Origin of the sequence: Halomonas sp. M1, from assembly GCF_029581375.1 — a bacterium.
Lineage (GTDB): Bacteria > Pseudomonadota > Gammaproteobacteria > Pseudomonadales > Halomonadaceae > Vreelandella.
In genome coordinates this window covers 455,442-473,970 of sequence record NZ_CP121119.1, presented here as the reverse complement: position 1 = coordinate 473,970, position 18,529 = coordinate 455,442, and the positions used below count along the sequence as shown (strand labels likewise).

The window sequence follows — 18,529 nt, the reverse complement described above, 5'->3', positions numbered from 1 at the left end:
CGCCGTAGATAGGAGTCAACTATGTCAGCTGAGTATGAATATGATCTGTTTGTGATTGGAGCGGGGTCTGGTGGCGTCCGTGCTGCCCGTATGGCAGCTTCAACTGGCGCACGCGTCGGCATAGCAGAAGACCGCTATTTGGGCGGCACCTGTGTCAATGTGGGGTGTGTGCCTAAAAAGCTCTACGCCTATGCGTCACATTTTCAAGATAACTTTAGTGATGCTGAGGGCTTTGGGTGGCAAATGGCGGGGCCAGCCACTTTCAATTGGGCCACGTTGCGTGATAACAAAACCAGTGAAATAAGCCGCCTAAACGGCATTTACCAGCGGATGCTCGAAGGCGCTGGGGTAACCTTGTTCAACGCTCGCGCGAGGCTGCTCGATCCACACACCGTTTCGTTAGTTTCCCAAGGAAGCGAGACCCAGGTCACTGCCAAGCAGATTTTATTAGCGACTGGCGGCTGGCCATGGGTGCCTGATTTCCCGGGGTGTGAACACGCCATTAACTCTAACCAAGTGTTTGATTTGCAAAACTTTCCGAATCGCTTTTTAGTGCTGGGCGGCGGCTATATTGCAGTTGAGTTTGCCAGTATTTTTAATGGGTTAGGCAGTGAAACTCACTTAATTTATCGCGGTGAGCTTTTCTTAAAAGGATTCGACCAGGAAGTCCGTGAATTTACCTGCGAAGAGATGGCCAAAAAAGGGGTCAACCTACATTTTAATACCAACATTGAGAGAATTGAGCCCAATGGCACAGCGCTAAATGTGCACCTCACTACAGGAGAGGTGCTGGAAGTAGACGCTGTACTCGCAGCCACAGGGCGTAGGGCTAATACTGAAGGCTTAGGGCTAGAGGCTGTGGGGATAACGCTAGATGCTAGTGGAAAAATACCCATCAATGAACGTTATGAAACCCAAGTCCGCTCTGTATTAGCACTGGGCGATTTAACCAATGGGCCTGAATTAACCCCTGTCGCCCTAGCCGAAGCCATGCAGCTGGTGGATACGCACTTTAATAAGACCGAGCCCAAACCACTAGATTACGCCACTATTCCTACGGCGGTATTTTGCCATCCGAACATTGGTACCGTGGGGCTTTCAGAGGAAGCTGCGCGGGAAAAACATACTAAAATCTGCGTTTATCGCACTGACTTTAGGTCGATGAAGCACACGCTCTCTGGTAATACGGAGCGTGTGTTGATGAAGCTGATTGTCGATGATGAAACAGATGTCGTCGTAGGTGCGCACATGGTGGGGGAAGACGCCGGGGAGCTAATTCAGGGTATAGCAATAGCGGTAAGAGCAGGGCTAACCAAGCGCGATTTTGATTGCACAGTGGGTATTCACCCAACAGGGGCTGAAGAATTTGTCACCATGAGAGAGCCTTCGCGCTATTAAGGTGATTTTTTCTAACCTATTTGGCGAGCTTAGGCTCGCCTTTTTCATCTGGCGCTGCCGAAACGTTGCTCTAAACTTCAACTAGGCATTGCATCAAAAGGCTCAGCTAAAGCGGTTTATGTATTGTCTATAACTAAAAATTATGGAAAATAGACCCGAGGATAATATGGCTTTTGAATTGCTCATAATCAGCTGTTATAATGAACGTCAAATTCGCTACAGCGAAGCATAACCATGAGTACGCCTATAAAGCCTTTTACACCCTCTGCCGACTTAGCACGGCCTACTGTTGCTGATGCGGTAGTCGGTCATGCAGAGACGCCACTGTTTATCCGTAAGCCCAACGCGGATGATGGATGGGGCGTCTTCGAGCTGATTAAAGCTTGCCCACCTCTGGATGTGAACTCAGCCTACGCCTACTTATTATTGGCAACCCAATTTCGTGATACTTGCGCAGTCGCCACTAATGAAGAGGGCGAGATTGTTGGCTTTGTTTCGGGCTATGTAAAAGACAATGCGCCGGATACCTATTTCCTATGGCAGGTAGCTGTAGGTGAAAAGGCACGGGGTACTGGGTTAGCACGCCGCTTGGTGGAAGCCATTATGTCCCGCCCTGAATTGGCAAATGTCCACCATCTGGAAACAACGATTACTCCCGACAACCAAGCCTCTTGGGGCTTGTTTCGTCGTCTTGCCGCACGCTGGCATGCCCCCCTCAATAGTCGTGAATACTTCTCTACCGAGCAACTGGGTGGGGAGCACGACCCGGAAAACCTAGTTCGTATAGGCCCGTTCCAAACCGAAGCGCTCTAACACTTTGTTTTTCCAATCATACTTACCTGGCTTGTTATAAGTCGGCTCGGCTCAACTATTCAAAAAAAGGAGGTCGCTAAATGCAGACCCAAACGCTTGAACGTTTAGAATCCAATGTACGTACTTATTCGCGCTCGTTTCCCGTGGTGTTTACCAAAGCACAAAATGCGCGTTTAACTGATGAGAATGGTCGCGAGTATATCGATTTCTTAGCGGGCGCCGGCACGCTGAACTACGGTCACAACAACCCCCATTTGAAACAGGCAATGATCGATTACCTCGCAACCGACGGGGTAGTGCACGGCCTGGATATGTGGACAGCTGCGAAGCGTGACTACTTAGAAACCCTTGAAGAGCTAATCCTTAAGCCTCGCGGGCTGGAATATAAAGTCCACTTGCCTGGTCCAACAGGTACTAACGCAGTAGAAGCGGCCATCCGTCTGGCCCGTGTTGCTAAAGGTCGCCATAACATTGTGACCTTTACCAACGGCTTCCACGGCGTCACCATGGGCGCACTGGCCACTACTGGGAATCGTAAATTCCGTGAAGCGACGGGGGGCATACCCACCCAGGGCGCAAGCTTCTTGCCATTCGATGGTTACATGGGCGAGCATGCGGATACTCTTGATTATTTTGAGAAACTACTCAACGACAAATCAGGCGGCTTAGATATCCCCGCAGGCGTAATCGTTGAAACCGTGCAAGGCGAGGGCGGTATCAACGTTGCGAGCCTAGAGTGGCTGAAACGCCTAGAAAGCATTTGCCATGCTCATGACATTTTGCTGATTGTGGACGATATTCAGGCGGGATGTGGACGTACAGGCAAATTCTTTAGCTTTGAGCACGCAGGCATTACGCCCGATATAGTCACTAATTCAAAGTCACTCTCCGGCTTTGGCATGCCGTTTGCTCATGTACTGATGCGCCCAGAATTGGATAAATGGAAGCCAGGCCAATATAACGGCACTTTCCGCGGTTTTAATCTTGCGATGGTGACAGCCACCGCAGCGATGAAAAAATATTGGTCAAATGATACGTTTGAGCGTGACGTTCAGCGCAAAGCGCGTATTGTTGAAGAGCGTTTTCAAAAACTGGCAGCGCTACTCAGTGAAAACGGCATGCCTGCTACCGAACGTGGCCGTGGCCTTATGCGCGGTATCGACGTTGTATCTGGCGACATTGCCGATAAGATTACCAGCAAAGCGTTTGAGCATGGCCTGATTATTGAGACGAGTGGCCAAGATGGTGAAGTAGTGAAATGCCTCTGCCCACTGACGATCACCGATAACGACCTGCTTGAAGCGCTGGATATCCTAGAAGCATCGGTGAAGGCTGTTATCAGCAAGTGAGTTAGCGTTTCGTGACTATGCTACGCACGAGTTTCTCGGCGTATGATATCGATTAAAGAGTAGGCGGCTGGCCAGCGCTAGACGCCTAGTAAAGGAGCATATCTATGATCGTTCGCAACATTGAAGAAGCACGCCAAACTGACCGCTTAGTGACCGCTGAAAACGGCAACTGGGACAGCACACGCTTGGTCTTGGCTAACGACGGTGGCAACTTCTCGTTTCACATTACCCGTATCTTTGAAGGCACTGAGACACACATTCACTACAAGCATCACTACGAGTCTGTGTACTGCATTGAAGGCGAAGGTGAGGTGGAGACCCTGGCCGATGGCAAAATTTGGCCGATTAAGCCAGGCGACATCTACATTCTGGACCAGCACGATGAACACTTGTTGCGTGCCCACAAAACCATGCATTTAGCCTGCGTATTTACGCCGCCTATCACTGGTAATGAAGTGCACCGGGACGATGGTTCTTACGCGCCTGCAGATGAGTAGTTAGCAGGCGCTTAGCGTACAATTACGAAAAAAGCAGCCTAGCTATTGAGCGGGCTGCTTTTTGTTGCTGGACGAGAGGTATAGCGCTAACCATTAGACTCTTGGGTGGCCAAGTGCTCATTGGCATTGGGCTCAATATCTACCTTTTCAAAAACCAGGGTGATTTCTCCCAAGGTGAGGCCAAATTTGCGCATTGCAGTACGATTAATCACTCGGTTATCTGGCTGTAAATACATCCAATCATCCATCGTAAAGCGTATGCTGCGGCCGCCAACGTCGATAACCAAGGGGTAGCGCATATTAAAGGCATGACCATACTGACGAGCTTCTACCTCGCCATCGACATCGTTGGCAGTCCCTAGCCAGTAGTGTGGGCCAGTGCGCTCAAATACCCAAATGCGCCGATCGGTTTCACCATCGTCAAATAGAAAAGTCTCATCAAGGGTTAGGGTGTCATCTTCAAACGTACCAGTGATATCGACAGTAAAACGACGCTGAACTTCACCTGAGTAGTCCTGTACCATACCCCAAGCGCGGGTGGTGCCCGTAAAGTATTCGGCGATATCGAAATGCGGTGTGGTACCCGCGTAGTCCTCAACATCCACGCTTGCACAGCCTGCAAGGAGAAAAAGAGAAGCCAAGAGAGGCAGCCATGTTCTACGTTTCATAAGGCTTTCCTGTATATAGTGGATAGCATGTATAATCATTGTAAGAGAAATTTTTCTATAAAAGTAGCGGTGCGTGGTAGTAATCGATAACTACGCAAGTTCGCATAATATATATTATGTTAAATCTCATAAACGTTAGATGTGAAAACCACTGCTATGTTGGACAACTGGTCTCCCTTCTCCTTATCATTCGTGCTCTTATTATCCAAGGATATCACTCGTTATGCGCCCAGGTGTTTTGTGGCTGTTGGCTGGTTTGTCGCTTACGTTTGCAGGCTGTGCCGCCACCCAGCCAGATACTAATGAACCACCACCGCTGAGCGAAGCCTCATTCAATACCCGCATCCTTGAGCTAGAAAATGCCTTTTCACAGCAGTGTGGTGCAATGTCTACGCTGCAGGAGCGTCAGCTTAATCAGCAGCAGGTGCTTACAGCCGACGTGCGAGAGGTGGGCAGCCTGCTCCGCTTTTTGCGTGACGATATCGCGAACTTAGAGGCTCGAGGCGAAGAGCCCATCATTATCCGTGAAGAGTGCGAAGCGGCGAGTATTGAAGATACCAAGACCATGCTGGGCCGTAATGAGTGGGTAGGGTTACCCAGTATTGGCACCTATTTGAAAGCACGGGTCGACTCCGGCGCTCATACGTCGTCGCTTTCCGCCTCTAATATCACTCGCTTTGAGCGAGACGGTGAAAACTGGGTGCGCTTTAAGCTTGCGCTAAACGAAGAAGATGTCGTTGTCGAACGTATTCGTGATGAGTGGATTGAAGCGCCTATCATACGTAGGGTACGCATTGTTCAGGCTTCCGGCGAAGAGTCTCGTCCCGTTATTTCATTGTTAATGACGCTTGGTCCTCTCCGTGAAAACGTTGAATTTACTCTCAATAACCGGACGCATTTAGACTACCCAGTGCTGCTGGGGCGTCGTTTTATGATGGATATTGCCACCATTGATGTTGCTCAAACCTATATTCACGAGCGACCTGAGTTTCCTGGCGGTGAGCCAGCCGAGCAAGCTGCTGATGATGAAGCGGCTGATCAAGACGATACCGAAGAGTAACCGCTCTCCCCTTGCCGCTTTTCGCTGAAAGGAATCTCCATGTCACGGCTGCCATTTTATTTGATCGTAGGTTTTTTGCTAGTTGCGGGTATTGCTACCAGCATTCATCGACACATCCAGTTTGAGATCCCCTGGTTTCCCGGTGAACAGCGCCAAGTATGGGAAATTGAAGCGGTTATTAATTTCAATGCGCAAAATGGGCCGGTTCAGGTCGACTTGGCTCTACCTACCCATCAGGCAGGTTTCCGCGTACTTACCGAAAACACCGCCTCCTCTGGTTATGGTTTAGCTTACCTGGCTGACGAGCTTGGCCGTCAGGCGCAATGGACGATTCGCGAGGCCGCCGGTAGCCAGCAGCTGTACTATTCGGTACAAATGCTGGTATCTCCCGATGCTCGCTCTCCCGTACAAACGCCTCCTGGCCTCTCTTCTCCGCCTCCGTGGGAGAGCCCATACGACACAGCGGCTAACCAGCTCATCGAGCGCGCTTGGGGACGCAGTGCCAACAACGCGACCTTTGCTAGGGAGCTGATACTCGACATTAATGGTACCCGGCAAGGCGAAAACGCTCGTTTGCTGCTTACCCAAGAACAGCCTTCTACTCTAGTGGTTCGCTTACTCAATCAAGCGGGTGTTCAAGCACGTGAAGTTAGTGGCTTACTACTTGAAGATGGGCGCAGACGTCAGCTATTAAGCAGCTGGATCCAAGTATTTGATGCATCCACCGAGCGCTGGGCGATATTTAACCCAACCACCGGTGAGCAAGGCAGGCCCGAAAACCTACTGCTATGGGAAACAGGCGGGCGTGCGGTGTTAGAAGTTCAAGGTGGCACCAACTCTCGGGTTAGTTTTTCGATGCTAACCCACCATCAGCCGGCATCGGCTGCGGTACGCAACCACTATTCTGACGACACCCTACTGAACTTCTCTATTCACAGCTTGCCGCTGGAAGAGCAAGCGCTGTTCCAGACGATTCTGCTCATACCGATAGGCGCACTGATGGTGGTCTTTCTGCGGGTACTGGTGGGCGTTAAAACATCGGGCACTTTTATGCCGGTACTTATTGCATTGGCCTTTATTCAAACCACCCTGCTGACCGGCTTAATCGGCTTTCTGTTAATCGTGGCTGTTGGCTTGATCATCCGCAACTACCTCTCTTACCTCAATTTGCTCCTTGTGGCGCGAGTGTCGGCGGTGATCATCACGGTCATCGCCATCATTTCTATCTTTACCGTATTGGCTTATCGCATGGGGCTAAGCGCTGGATTAACGGTTACTTTCTTCCCTATGATTATTTTGGCGTGGACCATCGAGCGGATGTCCATTCTGTGGGAAGAAGAAGGCCCTAAACAGGTGTTGATCCAAGGTGGCGGCAGCCTGCTCACGGCTGTATTGGCTTACCTTGCCATGAATAACCCTTGGGTGCGTCACATCACGTTTAATTTCCTGGGCGTCCAGCTGATACTCATGGCCTTGATTCTACTTTTGGGTAATTACACTGGCTACCGGTTGTTTGAGTTACGGCGTTTCAAGCCAATTACAGATGACGAGAAACCCTCATGAGTTGGCTTAAAAACTGGACATGGCCAACTCGGTTGCGAGACAAAGGGATTATCGGCATGAACCGGCGTAACATTCGTTACATCGGTCGCTACAACTCCCGTCGTCTATATCCGCTGGTGGATGATAAACTTAAAACTAAGCTGCTTGCTCACCAGTACGGTATTACCACGCCAGAGCTCATTGGCACAGTTACCACCCAGTTCGGCGTCAAGCACATTGGCGAAATGCTAACAGGACATAGTGGCTTTGTTATCAAACCTGCCAAAGGGAGTGGCGGGAAAGGCATTCTGGTAATCGAGAAAGTCGAAGACGGGGCCTTTATCAAACCCAGTGGGGTGCGTCAGTCGATTGAGGATATTGAACGCCACGTTTCCAATATTCTTTCCGGGCTTTACTCTTTGGGTGGATCGCCTGATGTGGCGGTCATTGAAACGCTGATCAACTTTGATGAAAGTCTGTTGGCTTACACCTACGAGGGTGTGCCTGATATTCGAGTCATCGTTTTTAAAGGCTATCCGGTCATGGCGATGATGCGGCTCTCGACTGCGGCATCCGACGGTAAAGCTAATTTGCACCAAGGGGCGGTAGGCGTAGGGTTAAATATCGCCACCGGCTCAGCTATTCGGGGCGTTCAGTTTGACCGTCCTTGTTTCAGCCACCCTGATACAGGTCACGATTTGGCAAGTCTGGTGGTGCCGCAGTGGGATACGCTGCTCCATTTGGCGGCGGGTTGTTATGAAATGACCGGGCTTGGCTATCTAGGAACCGACATGGTGCTTGATCGAGCACATGGCCCCATGCTGCTGGAGCTCAATGCCCGCCCAGGCTTAGCCATCCAAATGACGAATGGTGAAGGATTACGCCGACGCCTTGACCTGATTGAGCGTCAGCCAGATGGGGTCTCAGTTGAAGAGCGAGTAGCGTTTGCTCAACATCACTTTGCCCGACAAAGCGAGCTGATTGAAAGCCCTGACAGCACTCCGGCTAGCGCGTAGACTACGCTAACGATGTTCAATGAGTTACCTATGACTGAAGCCAATTCGTTACTGTTGCAAGCAGAAACTCAGTGCCACACCCGAGGCGTACGATTTACGCCGATTCGCCGCCGTGTGCTTGAACTAATTGCTGAGAATGGAGGCGGTTTAAAAGCCTATGACCTGCTGGACAAGCTCTCCACTGAACATGCTGCCGCACGGCCGCCCACGGTTTATCGTGCTTTGGAGTTCTTGATCGACCAGGGATTAGTACACCGTATAGAGTCACAAAACGCCTACGTGGCCTGCGCATGCCCTGAGCATGCCCACGGTTTCCAGCTGCTTATTTGTCGACAGTGTGGCTACGTAGAAGAACTTCACTTAGATGCTATCAGCGATGAGCTGGCGACCTTGGCAAAACGGCAAGGCTTTAACGTTGAGCGCCAAACCATTGAGCTTCAAGGCCTTTGCCAACATTGCCGACAAGCGAGTGCCTAATTATGTCCCGTTTTAATCACTTAGAACCCAGCAGCCTGTTTAAAGCGCTGGAAGCTGCCACTCCCACAGATACGTTACCAGCTACGCAGACGTTGCTGGACGCGGCGCGCTTTAATAAAGATGGACTACTGCCCGCCATTGCCCAGCAACACGATACCGGCGAAGTACTGATGATGGCGTGGATGAACCGAGAAGCCCTGGAAGAGACATTGACGACCCAGCAAGTGTGTTACTACTCTCGCTCTCGTCAAAAACTGTGGCGTAAAGGAGAATCCTCTGGGCAGCAGCAGCGGCTGAAAAGTGCCGCGCTAGATTGCGATGGGGACACTCTACTTCTCCAGGTTGAACAAACAGGTCCCGCTTGCCACACCGGCCGCCGTAGCTGTTTTTACATAAGCATGGACAGGGAGCAGGCAACCATTAATAGCGAGCCATTGATTGACCCTACCACCCTTTACGGCAAAAAGTGATGCGACGGTTCTTTACTGCGCTGAGCCAAGGCTTGATGAAGTTAATGGGAGGGGCCATGGTAGGCTTAGTAAAAGTCTACCAATACACCATTAGCCCCCTACTTGGCCCGCGCTGCCGTTTTTGGCCAAGCTGTTCTTCTTACACCATTGAAGCCATTCAAGTGCATGGCCCCTTTAAGGGAGGCTGGATGGCGGCTAAACGTATCGTGAAGTGCCACCCGGGCAACCCTGGCGGCATGGACCCTGTGCCTGGCGGAAGAAGCGAACAGCTTTGCCAAGAAGATGACAGTTCAACACCCCCTACCCACGCCAAATGCAACCACCGCCACTAAAAGCAATAGCCAACAATATTAGTCAACAACACTTAACGTGCCCTATCAGCCTTGTTTCGCTACCTGGTAAATGCGCTCCAGCATGGCGTGCAGACCGTTACTGCGCGTAGGGGATAAGTGTTTATCCAGGCCAAGGTCTTTCATAAAATGGGGTTCAGTATGGTTAATTTCCTCTGCGCTTCGTTCGCTATAAATCCTCAGCAGCACCGCAATTAAGCCTGATACAATCGCAGCATCAGAAGTGGCTTTAAAGATTAGTTTGCCGCCCTCCTCCTCGTGGCGCATCCAAACATTGGATTGGCACCCCTGAATCTTAAACTCGTCTGTTTTGCACGCTTCTGGAAAATCAGGAAGTTGTTTTCCCATATCGATAATGTATTGATAGCGATCCATCCAGTTATCAAACATTTCAAACTCTTCGACCAGCTCTTGCTGGGCTAACTCGGCGCCGGAAGTACTCATGGCGTTTCCCTTTGGGTTAAGTGTCACAGAATGCGGTCTATTATACCGGGTCATTACGCTCTTTTGGGATCGTTTCCCCTAAACGGTGCCGCTGCTGTTCTTGATGCCACTCTGCTTCTTCGCTGTGGAGGTAACGCGTGGTGGTTTCTATTCGAGCGTGACGAGCGCTTTCTGCTAAATAGCGAAGGCTAATGCCGGATTGAGCTTGGTGGGTGATCGATGTATGGCGTAGCCAATGGGGAGTTGCTTGGCGAAAAGTACTGATATAGGCAGGTTTACCACCCTGCTCTTCTAACGCATCGGCTGCATCGAAAAATGTTTTGCGTATCAGACGGTATAGCTGGTTATCACTAATACCACGCCGCTTATCTAACGCACGAATTAGCGACGTTGCTTCATGGTGCCCGGGTAGACCATCCATACCTAGTGCTTCTCGCCACTCGCGCAAACAATCGAGCATGTCACTAGGCAGTGGGATACGCGCTACCTTATTGCCTTTACCTACGACTACCCACCACCAGCGCCCTTCGCTCTGCTGAAAATCGCCCATTTGCGCACCCGACATTTCGCTAATACGTGGTGCCAGCAGATAAGCAAAACCAAATATAAAGCGACGGCGGGCATGCTCATATCGTGCGCGCTCACTTTGCTGCTCTTTAGGGGCATTGATCCACCCCCATAACCACTCCCATAACGCGCGCTCTAAATAGCGCTCAATTCGCTGGGTTTGGTTGTTGAGTCGGCGTGACTTATCGCGCATCAATGCAAACGGGTTATGTATCACCCACCCCGCTTCAACTAGCCAGCTAAACATCCCCTGCAAAATGACTAGGCTTTGACGGCGGCTCGCTGGAGAAAGCCCGCCTCGAAAGGGTCGCCATTGGGGGTGATATCGTGGCTTGGCTGGCCCTACCCATTGGGCAGTAGGCTGCGGATTTTCAAGAAACCGTTCAAATTGGCGCAGCGTTTCGCGATTAATATCTTGCAGCTGTTGATGGTGACTTCCTAGCCAGAGCAGCAGGCGTTCTGCCTCACGTCGGTAACACTTCCATGTTTGAGGACTGTCTTGATACTCCGCAAGCCAGGCAGCTACCGCTTCGGCATCATTTTGCGCATCGATACGCCCTAGCTGGCTGATCAAAGGTAATCGACTGTTTTGCAAACCTTTTTCTTCAGGCAGCAATGTGCTGGCCACACGATGGGGCATGTTTACGTCCTTATCAGCCTTTATAGCGAGCAGATGGATATTCAATGGGCTAAGTGTGGGCTTACGTGCATATAAATTCAAGATAAGGCGGGTAATCTTGAATTTATACTGATTATAATAAATATTATTACGTTTTATGTATTACGTAATAATTGAAGTTTTAACCAATCCCGGCGAAAATAACGTTTTACTTTTAATAGAGATAAACACCATGGCGCGCAGTGGCATTCAGTACAGTGACGTTCAGCAAGCGATTGATACGCTGCTTGCCCGTGGCGATGCGCCTAGCGTTCAACGTATTCGCGAGGTGCTGGGTACCGGCAGTTTTACGACAATTAGCGAGCATTTCCGGCGATGGCGTATTGAGCGAGAGCAAAATCGTGACGTGCCGCCTCCCAAAGGCGTGCCAGAAGTAGTAGTGAGTGTGGCAAGCGAGCTATGGCTAGAGGCACAAAATGTCGCCAATCAAGCCCTTGCTCACTACCGTGAAGAGGCTAACCGTCAGGTAGAAACTGCTCAAAAGCAGGCAGCAGAAGCAGCACAACATGCCGCCAACGCCGAGCAGCGGGAAAGCGCCCTAGCTGAACATCTTCGCCACACCGAACAGCGGCTAGAAGCCGTAAACCGTGAATTTGCTGCGAGCCAAGCAAAAGAGAACCAGTGGCAGCTGCAGGCAGAAAAAGCAGACCGACAAACGGAGGGGTTTCGTCAACAGCTTGCCGAAGCAGAGCAAAACCTTGCCGTACTTAAGACGCATTTTGCCGATGAGAAACAAAAACAGCAGGCCACTTGGCAAGAACGGCTAGCACGGGAAGAACAGCGCAACGAGGCCGCGGAAGGGAAATTAATGGCGCTACTGGATACATTAAGACAGGAACGCGCCCAAGAAGAAAAGGCGCTACAAAAGCGCTTACAGCACTGGGAGCAGCGGGCTAACACCCTAGACAAAGAACTGCAGATCAAAAAAGCTGAATTGCAGCAGCACCAGTTAGAGAGCAGCACTCAGCAGCAGCGCATTGCTGAACTGGAGCATGACAATGCAGCACGTGAAGAACAGTGTGCCAAACTGCAGGGCGAAATAGATAAAGCCCTCTTGGCGTTAACACGGCAGCAGCAGCAAACTGCTCAAGACGATGAGTGGCAGCAGCAGCTTTGGCAGCGGATGGAAGACCTGCAGGCACAGCTAACAGCCCTACCCGAAACGCTGGCTCCTAAGGCTCAAGAGAGTCATGAGTCAGACAAGTAGGACAGTAAAAAAAACCCCAGCAGATATCTGCTGGGGTTTTGAGACACAATATCGATCAGCGATAATAGGCGTTAGAGGTATCGGTGTGATCGGTCACATCACGAATACCCGCAAGCTCAGGGATGCGCTCCATTAAAGTCTTTTCAACGCCGTCTTTAAGCGTTAAATCCACCGCTGCGCAGCCCTGGCAACCCCCACCAAAAGCAAGAATGGCAACTCTGTCTTCCGTCAGCTCCACAAGTTTAATTTCACCACCGTGGGCTGCTAGTCCAGGGTTAATTTCACTGTAAAGCGTGTAGTTAATGCGATCTTCCAAGGGGCTATCGGCATTCACTTTAGGCATTTTTGCGTTGGGCGCTTTAATCGTTAACTGGCCACCCATACGGTCTGCATTGAAATCGACCACCGCTTCTTCCAAGAAGACCAAGCTGTTTTTATCGAGAAAAACATTAATTTTCTCAAGCTCTATCTTCATGTCGGTGGGCTCTTCTTCACCTGGACGGCAGTACGCTAAACACGTTTCAGCATAGGGCGTGCCCGGCTGAGTAATAAAAATACGTACTGCAATTCCCTCAACGTTCTGCTTTTCAAGCAATTCTGCGAGGTAGTCTTGTGCGCTTTCGGTAATATCAATACCGGGAGCTTCGATAGTCGTGGTCATGAGGGGTGTTGTCCTCCCGTGGTAGTGGCGCGGCCACTTCACATGTCATTTGTACCCATGGTAAGCAAAACTGGCCTCTGACACAATCCTGAGTGTTTTAGTCGGCTATTGCAGGTCTATGAGCGCGCCTAATAAAGATGCTGCAATAACTTCACGCCCGCACTTGCTGCCCTATGGTGTGCCCTTTGTTATGATAGGCGCCGCTCACACTATGACGACGACTATAAAAATATCCTTTTCGACTGAGACGCTGGAGATTCCCCCCTGCCATGGCTGCTAGTGATTTGACTGCCTCCCTCACCCAACGCCTTACCCAACGCATCCTGATTCTTGATGGCGGTATGGGCACCATGCTGCAGAATGCTGAACTCAGCGAGGAGGATTTTCGCGGTGACCGGTTCAGTGACTGGCCGTCTGACCTAAAAGGTAACAATGACTTATTAGCGCTTACCTGCCCCGATGTCGTTGCACGTATTCATCGCGACTATTTGGAAGCGGGCGCTGATATTCTTGAAACTAATACGTTTAACAGCACCCGGTTGTCTCAGGCCGATTATGACATGGAAGAGCTGGTACCAGAACTCAACCGTGAGTCGGCACGTTTGGCTCGGGAAGTATGCGATGCAGTAGCCGCCGAAACTGACATCCCGCGCTACGTCGCGGGCGTGCTTGGCCCAACATCGCGCACTGCCTCCCTCTCACCGGATGTAAACGATCCCGCTAAACGTAATGTCACCTTTGATGAGCTGCGTGAAAACTACTATGAAGCGGCCAGCTGTTTAATTGAGGGTGGCGCCGATCTCATCATGATCGAAACCATCTTCGATACGCTCAACGCCAAAGCGGCCATCTATGCGCTTGAAGAGCTCTTCGATGATTTAGGACGGCGCCTGCCGGTGATGATTTCTGGCACTATTACCGACGCTTCCGGCCGCACGCTTTCTGGCCAAACGACCGAAGCGTTCTGGAACTCCGTTCGCCATGCCCAGCCGCTTTCCGTGGGGTTGAACTGTGCCCTCGGCGCCGAAGAGCTGCGTCCTTACATTGAAGAGCTTTCTACTAAAGCTAATACCTTTGTTTCTGCCCACCCCAACGCTGGCCTGCCTAATGAGTTTGGTGAATATGACCAAACGCCGGAAGAGATGGCCGCGATAGTCAGCGAGTTCGCCGCGAGCGGGCTGGTTAACATCATCGGTGGTTGCTGTGGGTCAACGCCTGAACATATCCGTGCTATTGCTGACGCCGTGCGCCCCATGACGCCACGCCAAGTGCCCAAGCGTGATCACGCTTGCCGCCTATCGGGGCTAGAGCCTTTTAACATCCAAGCGGATTCGCTGTTTGTAAACGTGGGTGAGCGGACCAACGTCACTGGCTCCGCACGCTTTAAACGCTTGATCGTCGAGGAAGATTTCACTACTGCCTTAGAGGTAGCGCTTGAGCAGGTGGAGAACGGCGCACAGATCATCGACATCAACATGGATGAGGGCATGCTTGAGTCCCAGGAAGCCATGGTGCGCTTTCTGAACTTAATTGCCGGTGAGCCTGATATTGCTCGTGTGCCGATTATGATCGACTCCTCTAAATGGGACATCATCGAAGCGGGCCTAAAGTGCGTTCAAGGTAAGGCGGTTGTGAACTCGATCTCACTGAAAGAGGGCGAAGCCGCATTCCGCGAACAAGCCACCAAGTGCCGCCGCTTCGGTGCAGCGATTGTCGTCATGGCGTTTGACGAAGAGGGCCAAGCGGATACCTTTGCCCGCAAAACTGAGATCTGTGAACGCGCCTACCGCCTGCTAGTTGATGACATTGGCTTCCCTGCAGAAGACATCATTTTCGATCCCAATATTTTCGCCATCGCCACCGGCATTGACGAGCACAATAACTACGCAGTCGATTTTATTGAGGCGACACAGTGGATACGTGACAACCTGCCCCATGCGATGATTTCCGGTGGTGTGTCTAACGTCTCGTTCTCTTTCCGGGGCAATAACCCGGTACGTGAAGCCATCCACTCGGTATTTCTATACCACGCTATTCGCGCTGGCCTTAGCATGGGGATTGTCAACGCAGGGCAGCTTGCGGTCTATGATGACTTGCCCGCTGAGCTTCGCGATGCTGTAGAAGATGTGGTACTCAACCGTCGAAGCGACGGCACCGAGCGATTGCTTGAGCTTGCCGATAAGTACAAGGGCGACGGCAGCGGCGCTGCCAAAAAGGAGGACCTGGAGTGGCGCAGCTGGCCAGTCAACAAGCGCATTGAACATGCACTGGTAAAAGGTGTTACCGCGTTTATTGAAGAAGATACCGAGCAAGCCCGTGCCGAAGCGGCCCGCCCCATCGAGGTCATTGAAGGCCCATTAATGGATGGCATGAACGTGGTGGGCGACCTCTTTGGCGCGGGCAAAATGTTCTTGCCTCAGGTGGTTAAGTCAGCGCGGGTTATGAAGCAGGCCGTTGCCTACTTGATTCCTTATATCGAAGCCGAGAAAAGTGAAGAGACCCAGGCCAAGGGTAAAATTGTTATGGCCACGGTCAAAGGGGATGTTCATGACATCGGCAAAAATATCGTTGGTGTGGTGTTGCAGTGTAATAACTATGAAGTTATCGATCTGGGTGTGATGGTACCCACTGAAAAAATCCTGCAAGCCGCTATTGATCACAATGCCGATATCATTGGCCTTTCCGGCTTAATCACGCCCTCGCTTGATGAAATGGTGCACGTTGCCAAAGAAATGCAGCGCCGCGGGATGAGCCTGCCGCTATTAATTGGCGGGGCGACCACCTCCAAAGCGCATACGGCGGTTAAAATTGAGCCACAATATGAGCATCCAGTGATCTACGTCACCGATGCCTCCCGCGCAGTGGGCGTTGCTGGCAAGCTGCTAGCACCTAATTTAAAGCCCGCCTACGTGGCAGAGATTCGTGAAGAGTATGAAAAAGTGCGCGAGCGTAACGCCAAACGTCGCCCGAAAGCGGCGGACTTGGACTACACCCAAGCGCGTAAGCGACGCTTTCGCACCGATTGGAACACCCTCACGCCGGCTAAACCTAATACCCTTGGTTTAATCACCTTTGATGACTACGATCTAGAAGAACTGGTAGAGCGGATCGATTGGACACCGTTCTTTATGAGCTGGCAGCTCGCCGGGAAGTACCCCAAAATTCTCGAAGATGACATTGTCGGCGAAGCGGCGCGTAACCTCTTTGCCGACGCAAAGGTTATGTTGCGTAAACTTATCGACGAAAAGCGCGTTCAAGCCCGAGGGGTTATCGGCTTGTGGCCAGCAAATAGCGTAGATGATGATGTCATCGAAGTGTACGCCGATGAAAGCCGCACCGAGGTGGTGGAACACTTGCATCATATTCGTCAACAAACTACCAAAGGCCGCGACGGCATTTGTTATAGCCTTGCAGACTTTATCGCACCCAAAGAGAGCGGCAAAGCCGACTGGATTGGTGGCTTCGCCGTCACAACTGGCCACGGTGTGGATGAGCTTTCCAAAGCCTACGAAGCGGCGGGTGACGACTATAACGCCATTTTAGTCCAGGCACTGACCGACCGGCTGGCTGAAGCCTTTGCTGAACGCATGCACGAGCGGGTGCGTAAAGAGTTTTGGGGCTACGTGCCGGAAGAAACGCTAGATAACGATGCGCTGATTGCCGAGAAGTATCAGGGTATCCGCCCTGCTCCAGGCTACCCTGCCTGCCCGGATCATACCGAAAAAGCCACGCTCTTCCGCCTGCTTAATGCGCCGGAAAACACTGGGCTTACGCTCACGGAAAACTTCGCTATGTGGCCTGCCGCAGCGGTTTCCGGCTGGTATTTCGCCCACCCGCAGTCAAAGTACTTCTCTACCGGAAAAATCACCCGCGACCAAGTTGAGGCTATCGCCGAACGTAAACAGATGCCGTTAGCAGAGATGGAGCGCTGGCTATCCCCTGTACTCTCTTACGACCCTAGCTAATGTCACCTGTGGTACGCCGCCAAAGTAGGGTTATGCGCTTAGCCTTACCTATTATGCTGGGCATGCTTTCCCAAAGCATGCTCAACTTGGTTGATGCTGCGCTGGTGGGGCATTTAGGCCAAGAGGCATTAGCAGGCGTCGGGATCGGCGGCTATACCATGTTTATGATGACGGCGTTGGTCTTTGGCCTCTCTTCCAGCGTACAGTCACAAACCGCACAAGACCTAGGGGCGGGCAAAAAGACCGTATCTCGTTCGTTAGGCGCTGGACTTCTTCTTGCTGCTTTGGTGGGAATCCCGCTGTCTTGTATAGCATGGTGGCAAGCACCAGCACTTATCACGCTACTGTCGCCCGCGGATGATGTATCGCGCATTGCGGTGGAGTACTTCCGCTGGCGGGTAATTGGATTGACAGCCATTGCGCTAACGCTGTGCTTGCGCGGATATTGGAACGGCCTACAACATACGCACCTTTATTTACGCATTATTGTGATCGTGCACGTGTTTAATGTACTGGTCAGTGCTGGGCTCATTTACGGTATTGCTGGCTTGCCCAAGCTGGGTGCCAATGGCGCTGGCATTGGCACCACGCTTTCGTTGCTGCTCGGCCTAGTCATATGGGCCAGTGTCACAGTCCAAAAAAACCGACCCTGGGGTTATCGGCTGCCTGCTTTAGGTGCCGTTCGGTCAACGCTTTATCTCGCTTTCCCCCACTCTATGCAGCAACTCTGGTTCGCAGCAGGCTACGTTGTACTGTTTTGGCTATTAGGTGGGATAGGGACAGAGAGCGTCGCGGTGGGCCATGTGTTAGTGAATTTATCACTGCTGCTGATTTTGCCGGGCGTTGGGGTGGGCATAGCGGCGATGAGCCTGGTCGGGGAAGCACTGGGTCGCGATGACCAGCAGGCTGCCCACCGCTGGGGTATCGATGCGCTCAGCGTTGCCGGTATGCTGCTGACCGTTTTGGCACTCCCCATGCTGCTGTTTCCTACGACTGTGCTAGCCATTTTCTTTACTGATCATGGGTTGATACAGCTCGGCACCCTACCGCTACAAATTACCGGCTTTATGATTGTGCTAGATGCTGCCGCGCTCGTACTGGCCCAGGCCTTAATGGGCGCTGGCGCCCAGCGCACAGTAATGCTGCTGACTTTAAGCATGCAGTGGTTAGTGTTTCTACCGCTGGCTTGGTGGGTAGGCATTGGAATGGAGTATGGATTGCTCGGAGTATGGCTTGTGCAGCTATTTTATCGCCTACTAAATTCAGGCAGCTTCTTATGGGTATGGCAGCGTCGACGCTGGTTAGCTCAAACATGTTGACTCAAGCACTCAAATATCATTTGGCGATAAAAAGATAATTATATATT

General features: G+C 51.4%; 17 protein-coding genes. 13 read left to right on the top strand and 4 right to left on the bottom strand.

The window, feature by feature from the left end; translation table 11 throughout:
• Nucleotides 1-21: 21 nt before the first annotated feature.
• The 4 genes from gorA to P8S54_RS02110 all read left to right on the top strand — a co-directional run bounded on the left by gorA (nucleotide 22) and on the right by P8S54_RS02110 (nucleotide 4,057).
• Nucleotides 22-1,398, top strand: coding sequence for a glutathione-disulfide reductase (gene gorA / locus P8S54_RS02125; RefSeq protein ID WP_281443028.1), 1,377 nt, complete (start codon nucleotides 22-24; stop codon nucleotides 1,396-1,398).
• A 234-nt stretch (nucleotides 1,399-1,632) separates the two neighbouring features.
• Nucleotides 1,633-2,211 carry a diaminobutyrate acetyltransferase gene (gene ectA, locus P8S54_RS02120; protein WP_009095117.1) on the top strand — a complete coding sequence of 193 codons (579 nt, stop codon included), beginning with the start codon at nucleotides 1,633-1,635 and terminating at the stop codon, nucleotides 2,209-2,211.
• A gap of 80 nt (nucleotides 2,212-2,291) precedes the next feature.
• Nucleotides 2,292-3,560, top strand: coding sequence for a diaminobutyrate--2-oxoglutarate transaminase (gene ectB, locus P8S54_RS02115; protein WP_281443027.1), 1,269 nt, complete (start codon nucleotides 2,292-2,294; stop codon nucleotides 3,558-3,560).
• Between the two features lie 104 nt (nucleotides 3,561-3,664).
• A complete protein-coding gene (locus P8S54_RS02110; protein ID WP_009095122.1) occupies nucleotides 3,665-4,057 on the top strand; it encodes an ectoine synthase in 393 nt (130 codons plus the stop codon).
• An 86-nt stretch (nucleotides 4,058-4,143) separates the two neighbouring features.
• On the opposite strand, the gene P8S54_RS02105 is transcribed toward P8S54_RS02110, so the two are convergent.
• Entirely contained in the window at nucleotides 4,144-4,725 is a 582-nt protein-coding gene (locus tag P8S54_RS02105) for a DUF3833 domain-containing protein (RefSeq protein WP_281443026.1), read from the bottom strand.
• Between the two features lie 223 nt (nucleotides 4,726-4,948).
• On the opposite strand from P8S54_RS02105, the gene P8S54_RS02100 reads away from it, so the two are divergent.
• Genes P8S54_RS02100 through yidD form a run of 6 tightly spaced genes read left to right on the top strand, consistent with a single transcriptional unit; the run spans nucleotide 4,949 to nucleotide 9,622 of the window.
• Complete coding sequence (locus tag P8S54_RS02100; RefSeq protein WP_281443025.1) at nucleotides 4,949-5,785, top strand: ATP-dependent zinc protease; 837 nt, start codon at nucleotides 4,949-4,951, stop codon at nucleotides 5,783-5,785.
• A gap of 39 nt (nucleotides 5,786-5,824) precedes the next feature.
• Nucleotides 5,825-7,348 carry an inactive transglutaminase family protein gene (locus P8S54_RS02095; RefSeq protein WP_281443024.1) on the top strand — a complete coding sequence of 508 codons (1,524 nt, stop codon included), beginning with the start codon at nucleotides 5,825-5,827 and terminating at the stop codon, nucleotides 7,346-7,348.
• Nucleotides 7,345-8,343 (top strand): alpha-L-glutamate ligase-like protein, encoded by a 999-nt coding sequence (locus P8S54_RS02090; RefSeq protein WP_281443023.1) that lies wholly within the window; start codon nucleotides 7,345-7,347, stop codon nucleotides 8,341-8,343. The genes P8S54_RS02095 and P8S54_RS02090 overlap by 4 nt, the downstream gene beginning before the upstream one ends.
• Nucleotides 8,344-8,373: 30 nt before the next feature.
• On the top strand, nucleotides 8,374-8,820 hold the full coding sequence (locus tag P8S54_RS02085) for a transcriptional repressor (RefSeq protein WP_009095130.1): 447 nt from the start codon (nucleotides 8,374-8,376) through the stop codon (nucleotides 8,818-8,820).
• A 2-nt stretch (nucleotides 8,821-8,822) separates the two neighbouring features.
• Nucleotides 8,823-9,290 carry a phosphoribosyl-AMP cyclohydrolase gene (gene hisI / locus P8S54_RS02080; RefSeq protein ID WP_281443022.1) on the top strand — a complete coding sequence of 156 codons (468 nt, stop codon included), beginning with the start codon at nucleotides 8,823-8,825 and terminating at the stop codon, nucleotides 9,288-9,290.
• Nucleotides 9,290-9,622, top strand: a complete 333-nt coding sequence (gene yidD / locus P8S54_RS02075) for a membrane protein insertion efficiency factor YidD (RefSeq protein WP_281443021.1) — start codon at nucleotides 9,290-9,292, stop codon at nucleotides 9,620-9,622. Before hisI ends, yidD begins: the two co-directional genes overlap by 1 nt.
• Nucleotides 9,623-9,667: 45 nt before the next feature.
• On the opposite strand, the gene P8S54_RS02070 is transcribed toward yidD, so the two are convergent.
• Together P8S54_RS02070 and P8S54_RS02065 are read right to left on the bottom strand one after the other, a co-directional pair.
• A complete protein-coding gene (locus P8S54_RS02070; protein ID WP_009095133.1) occupies nucleotides 9,668-10,084 on the bottom strand; it encodes a SufE family protein in 417 nt (138 codons plus the stop codon).
• A gap of 40 nt (nucleotides 10,085-10,124) precedes the next feature.
• Entirely contained in the window at nucleotides 10,125-11,291 is a 1,167-nt protein-coding gene (locus P8S54_RS02065) for a site-specific integrase (RefSeq protein ID WP_281443020.1), read from the bottom strand.
• Nucleotides 11,292-11,502: 211 nt separating this feature from the next.
• Here P8S54_RS02065 and P8S54_RS02060 point away from each other — a divergent pair, with 211 nt between their 5' ends.
• Nucleotides 11,503-12,537 carry a DNA-binding protein gene (locus P8S54_RS02060; protein ID WP_281443019.1) on the top strand — a complete coding sequence of 345 codons (1,035 nt, stop codon included), beginning with the start codon at nucleotides 11,503-11,505 and terminating at the stop codon, nucleotides 12,535-12,537.
• A gap of 55 nt (nucleotides 12,538-12,592) precedes the next feature.
• Here P8S54_RS02060 and nfuA read toward each other — a convergent pair whose 3' ends face one another.
• On the bottom strand, nucleotides 12,593-13,198 hold the full coding sequence (gene nfuA, locus P8S54_RS02055) for a Fe-S biogenesis protein NfuA (protein ID WP_009095136.1): 606 nt from the start codon (nucleotides 13,196-13,198) through the stop codon (nucleotides 12,593-12,595).
• A gap of 269 nt (nucleotides 13,199-13,467) precedes the next feature.
• On the opposite strand from nfuA, the gene metH reads away from it, so the two are divergent.
• Both metH and P8S54_RS02045 read left to right on the top strand, forming a co-directional pair.
• Entirely contained in the window at nucleotides 13,468-17,163 is a 3,696-nt protein-coding gene (metH, locus tag P8S54_RS02050) for a methionine synthase (protein ID WP_281443018.1), read from the top strand.
• A complete protein-coding gene (locus P8S54_RS02045; protein ID WP_281443017.1) occupies nucleotides 17,163-18,482 on the top strand; it encodes an MATE family efflux transporter in 1,320 nt (439 codons plus the stop codon). Before metH ends, P8S54_RS02045 begins: the two co-directional genes overlap by 1 nt.
• The last annotated feature ends 47 nt before the right edge of the window (nucleotides 18,483-18,529 follow it).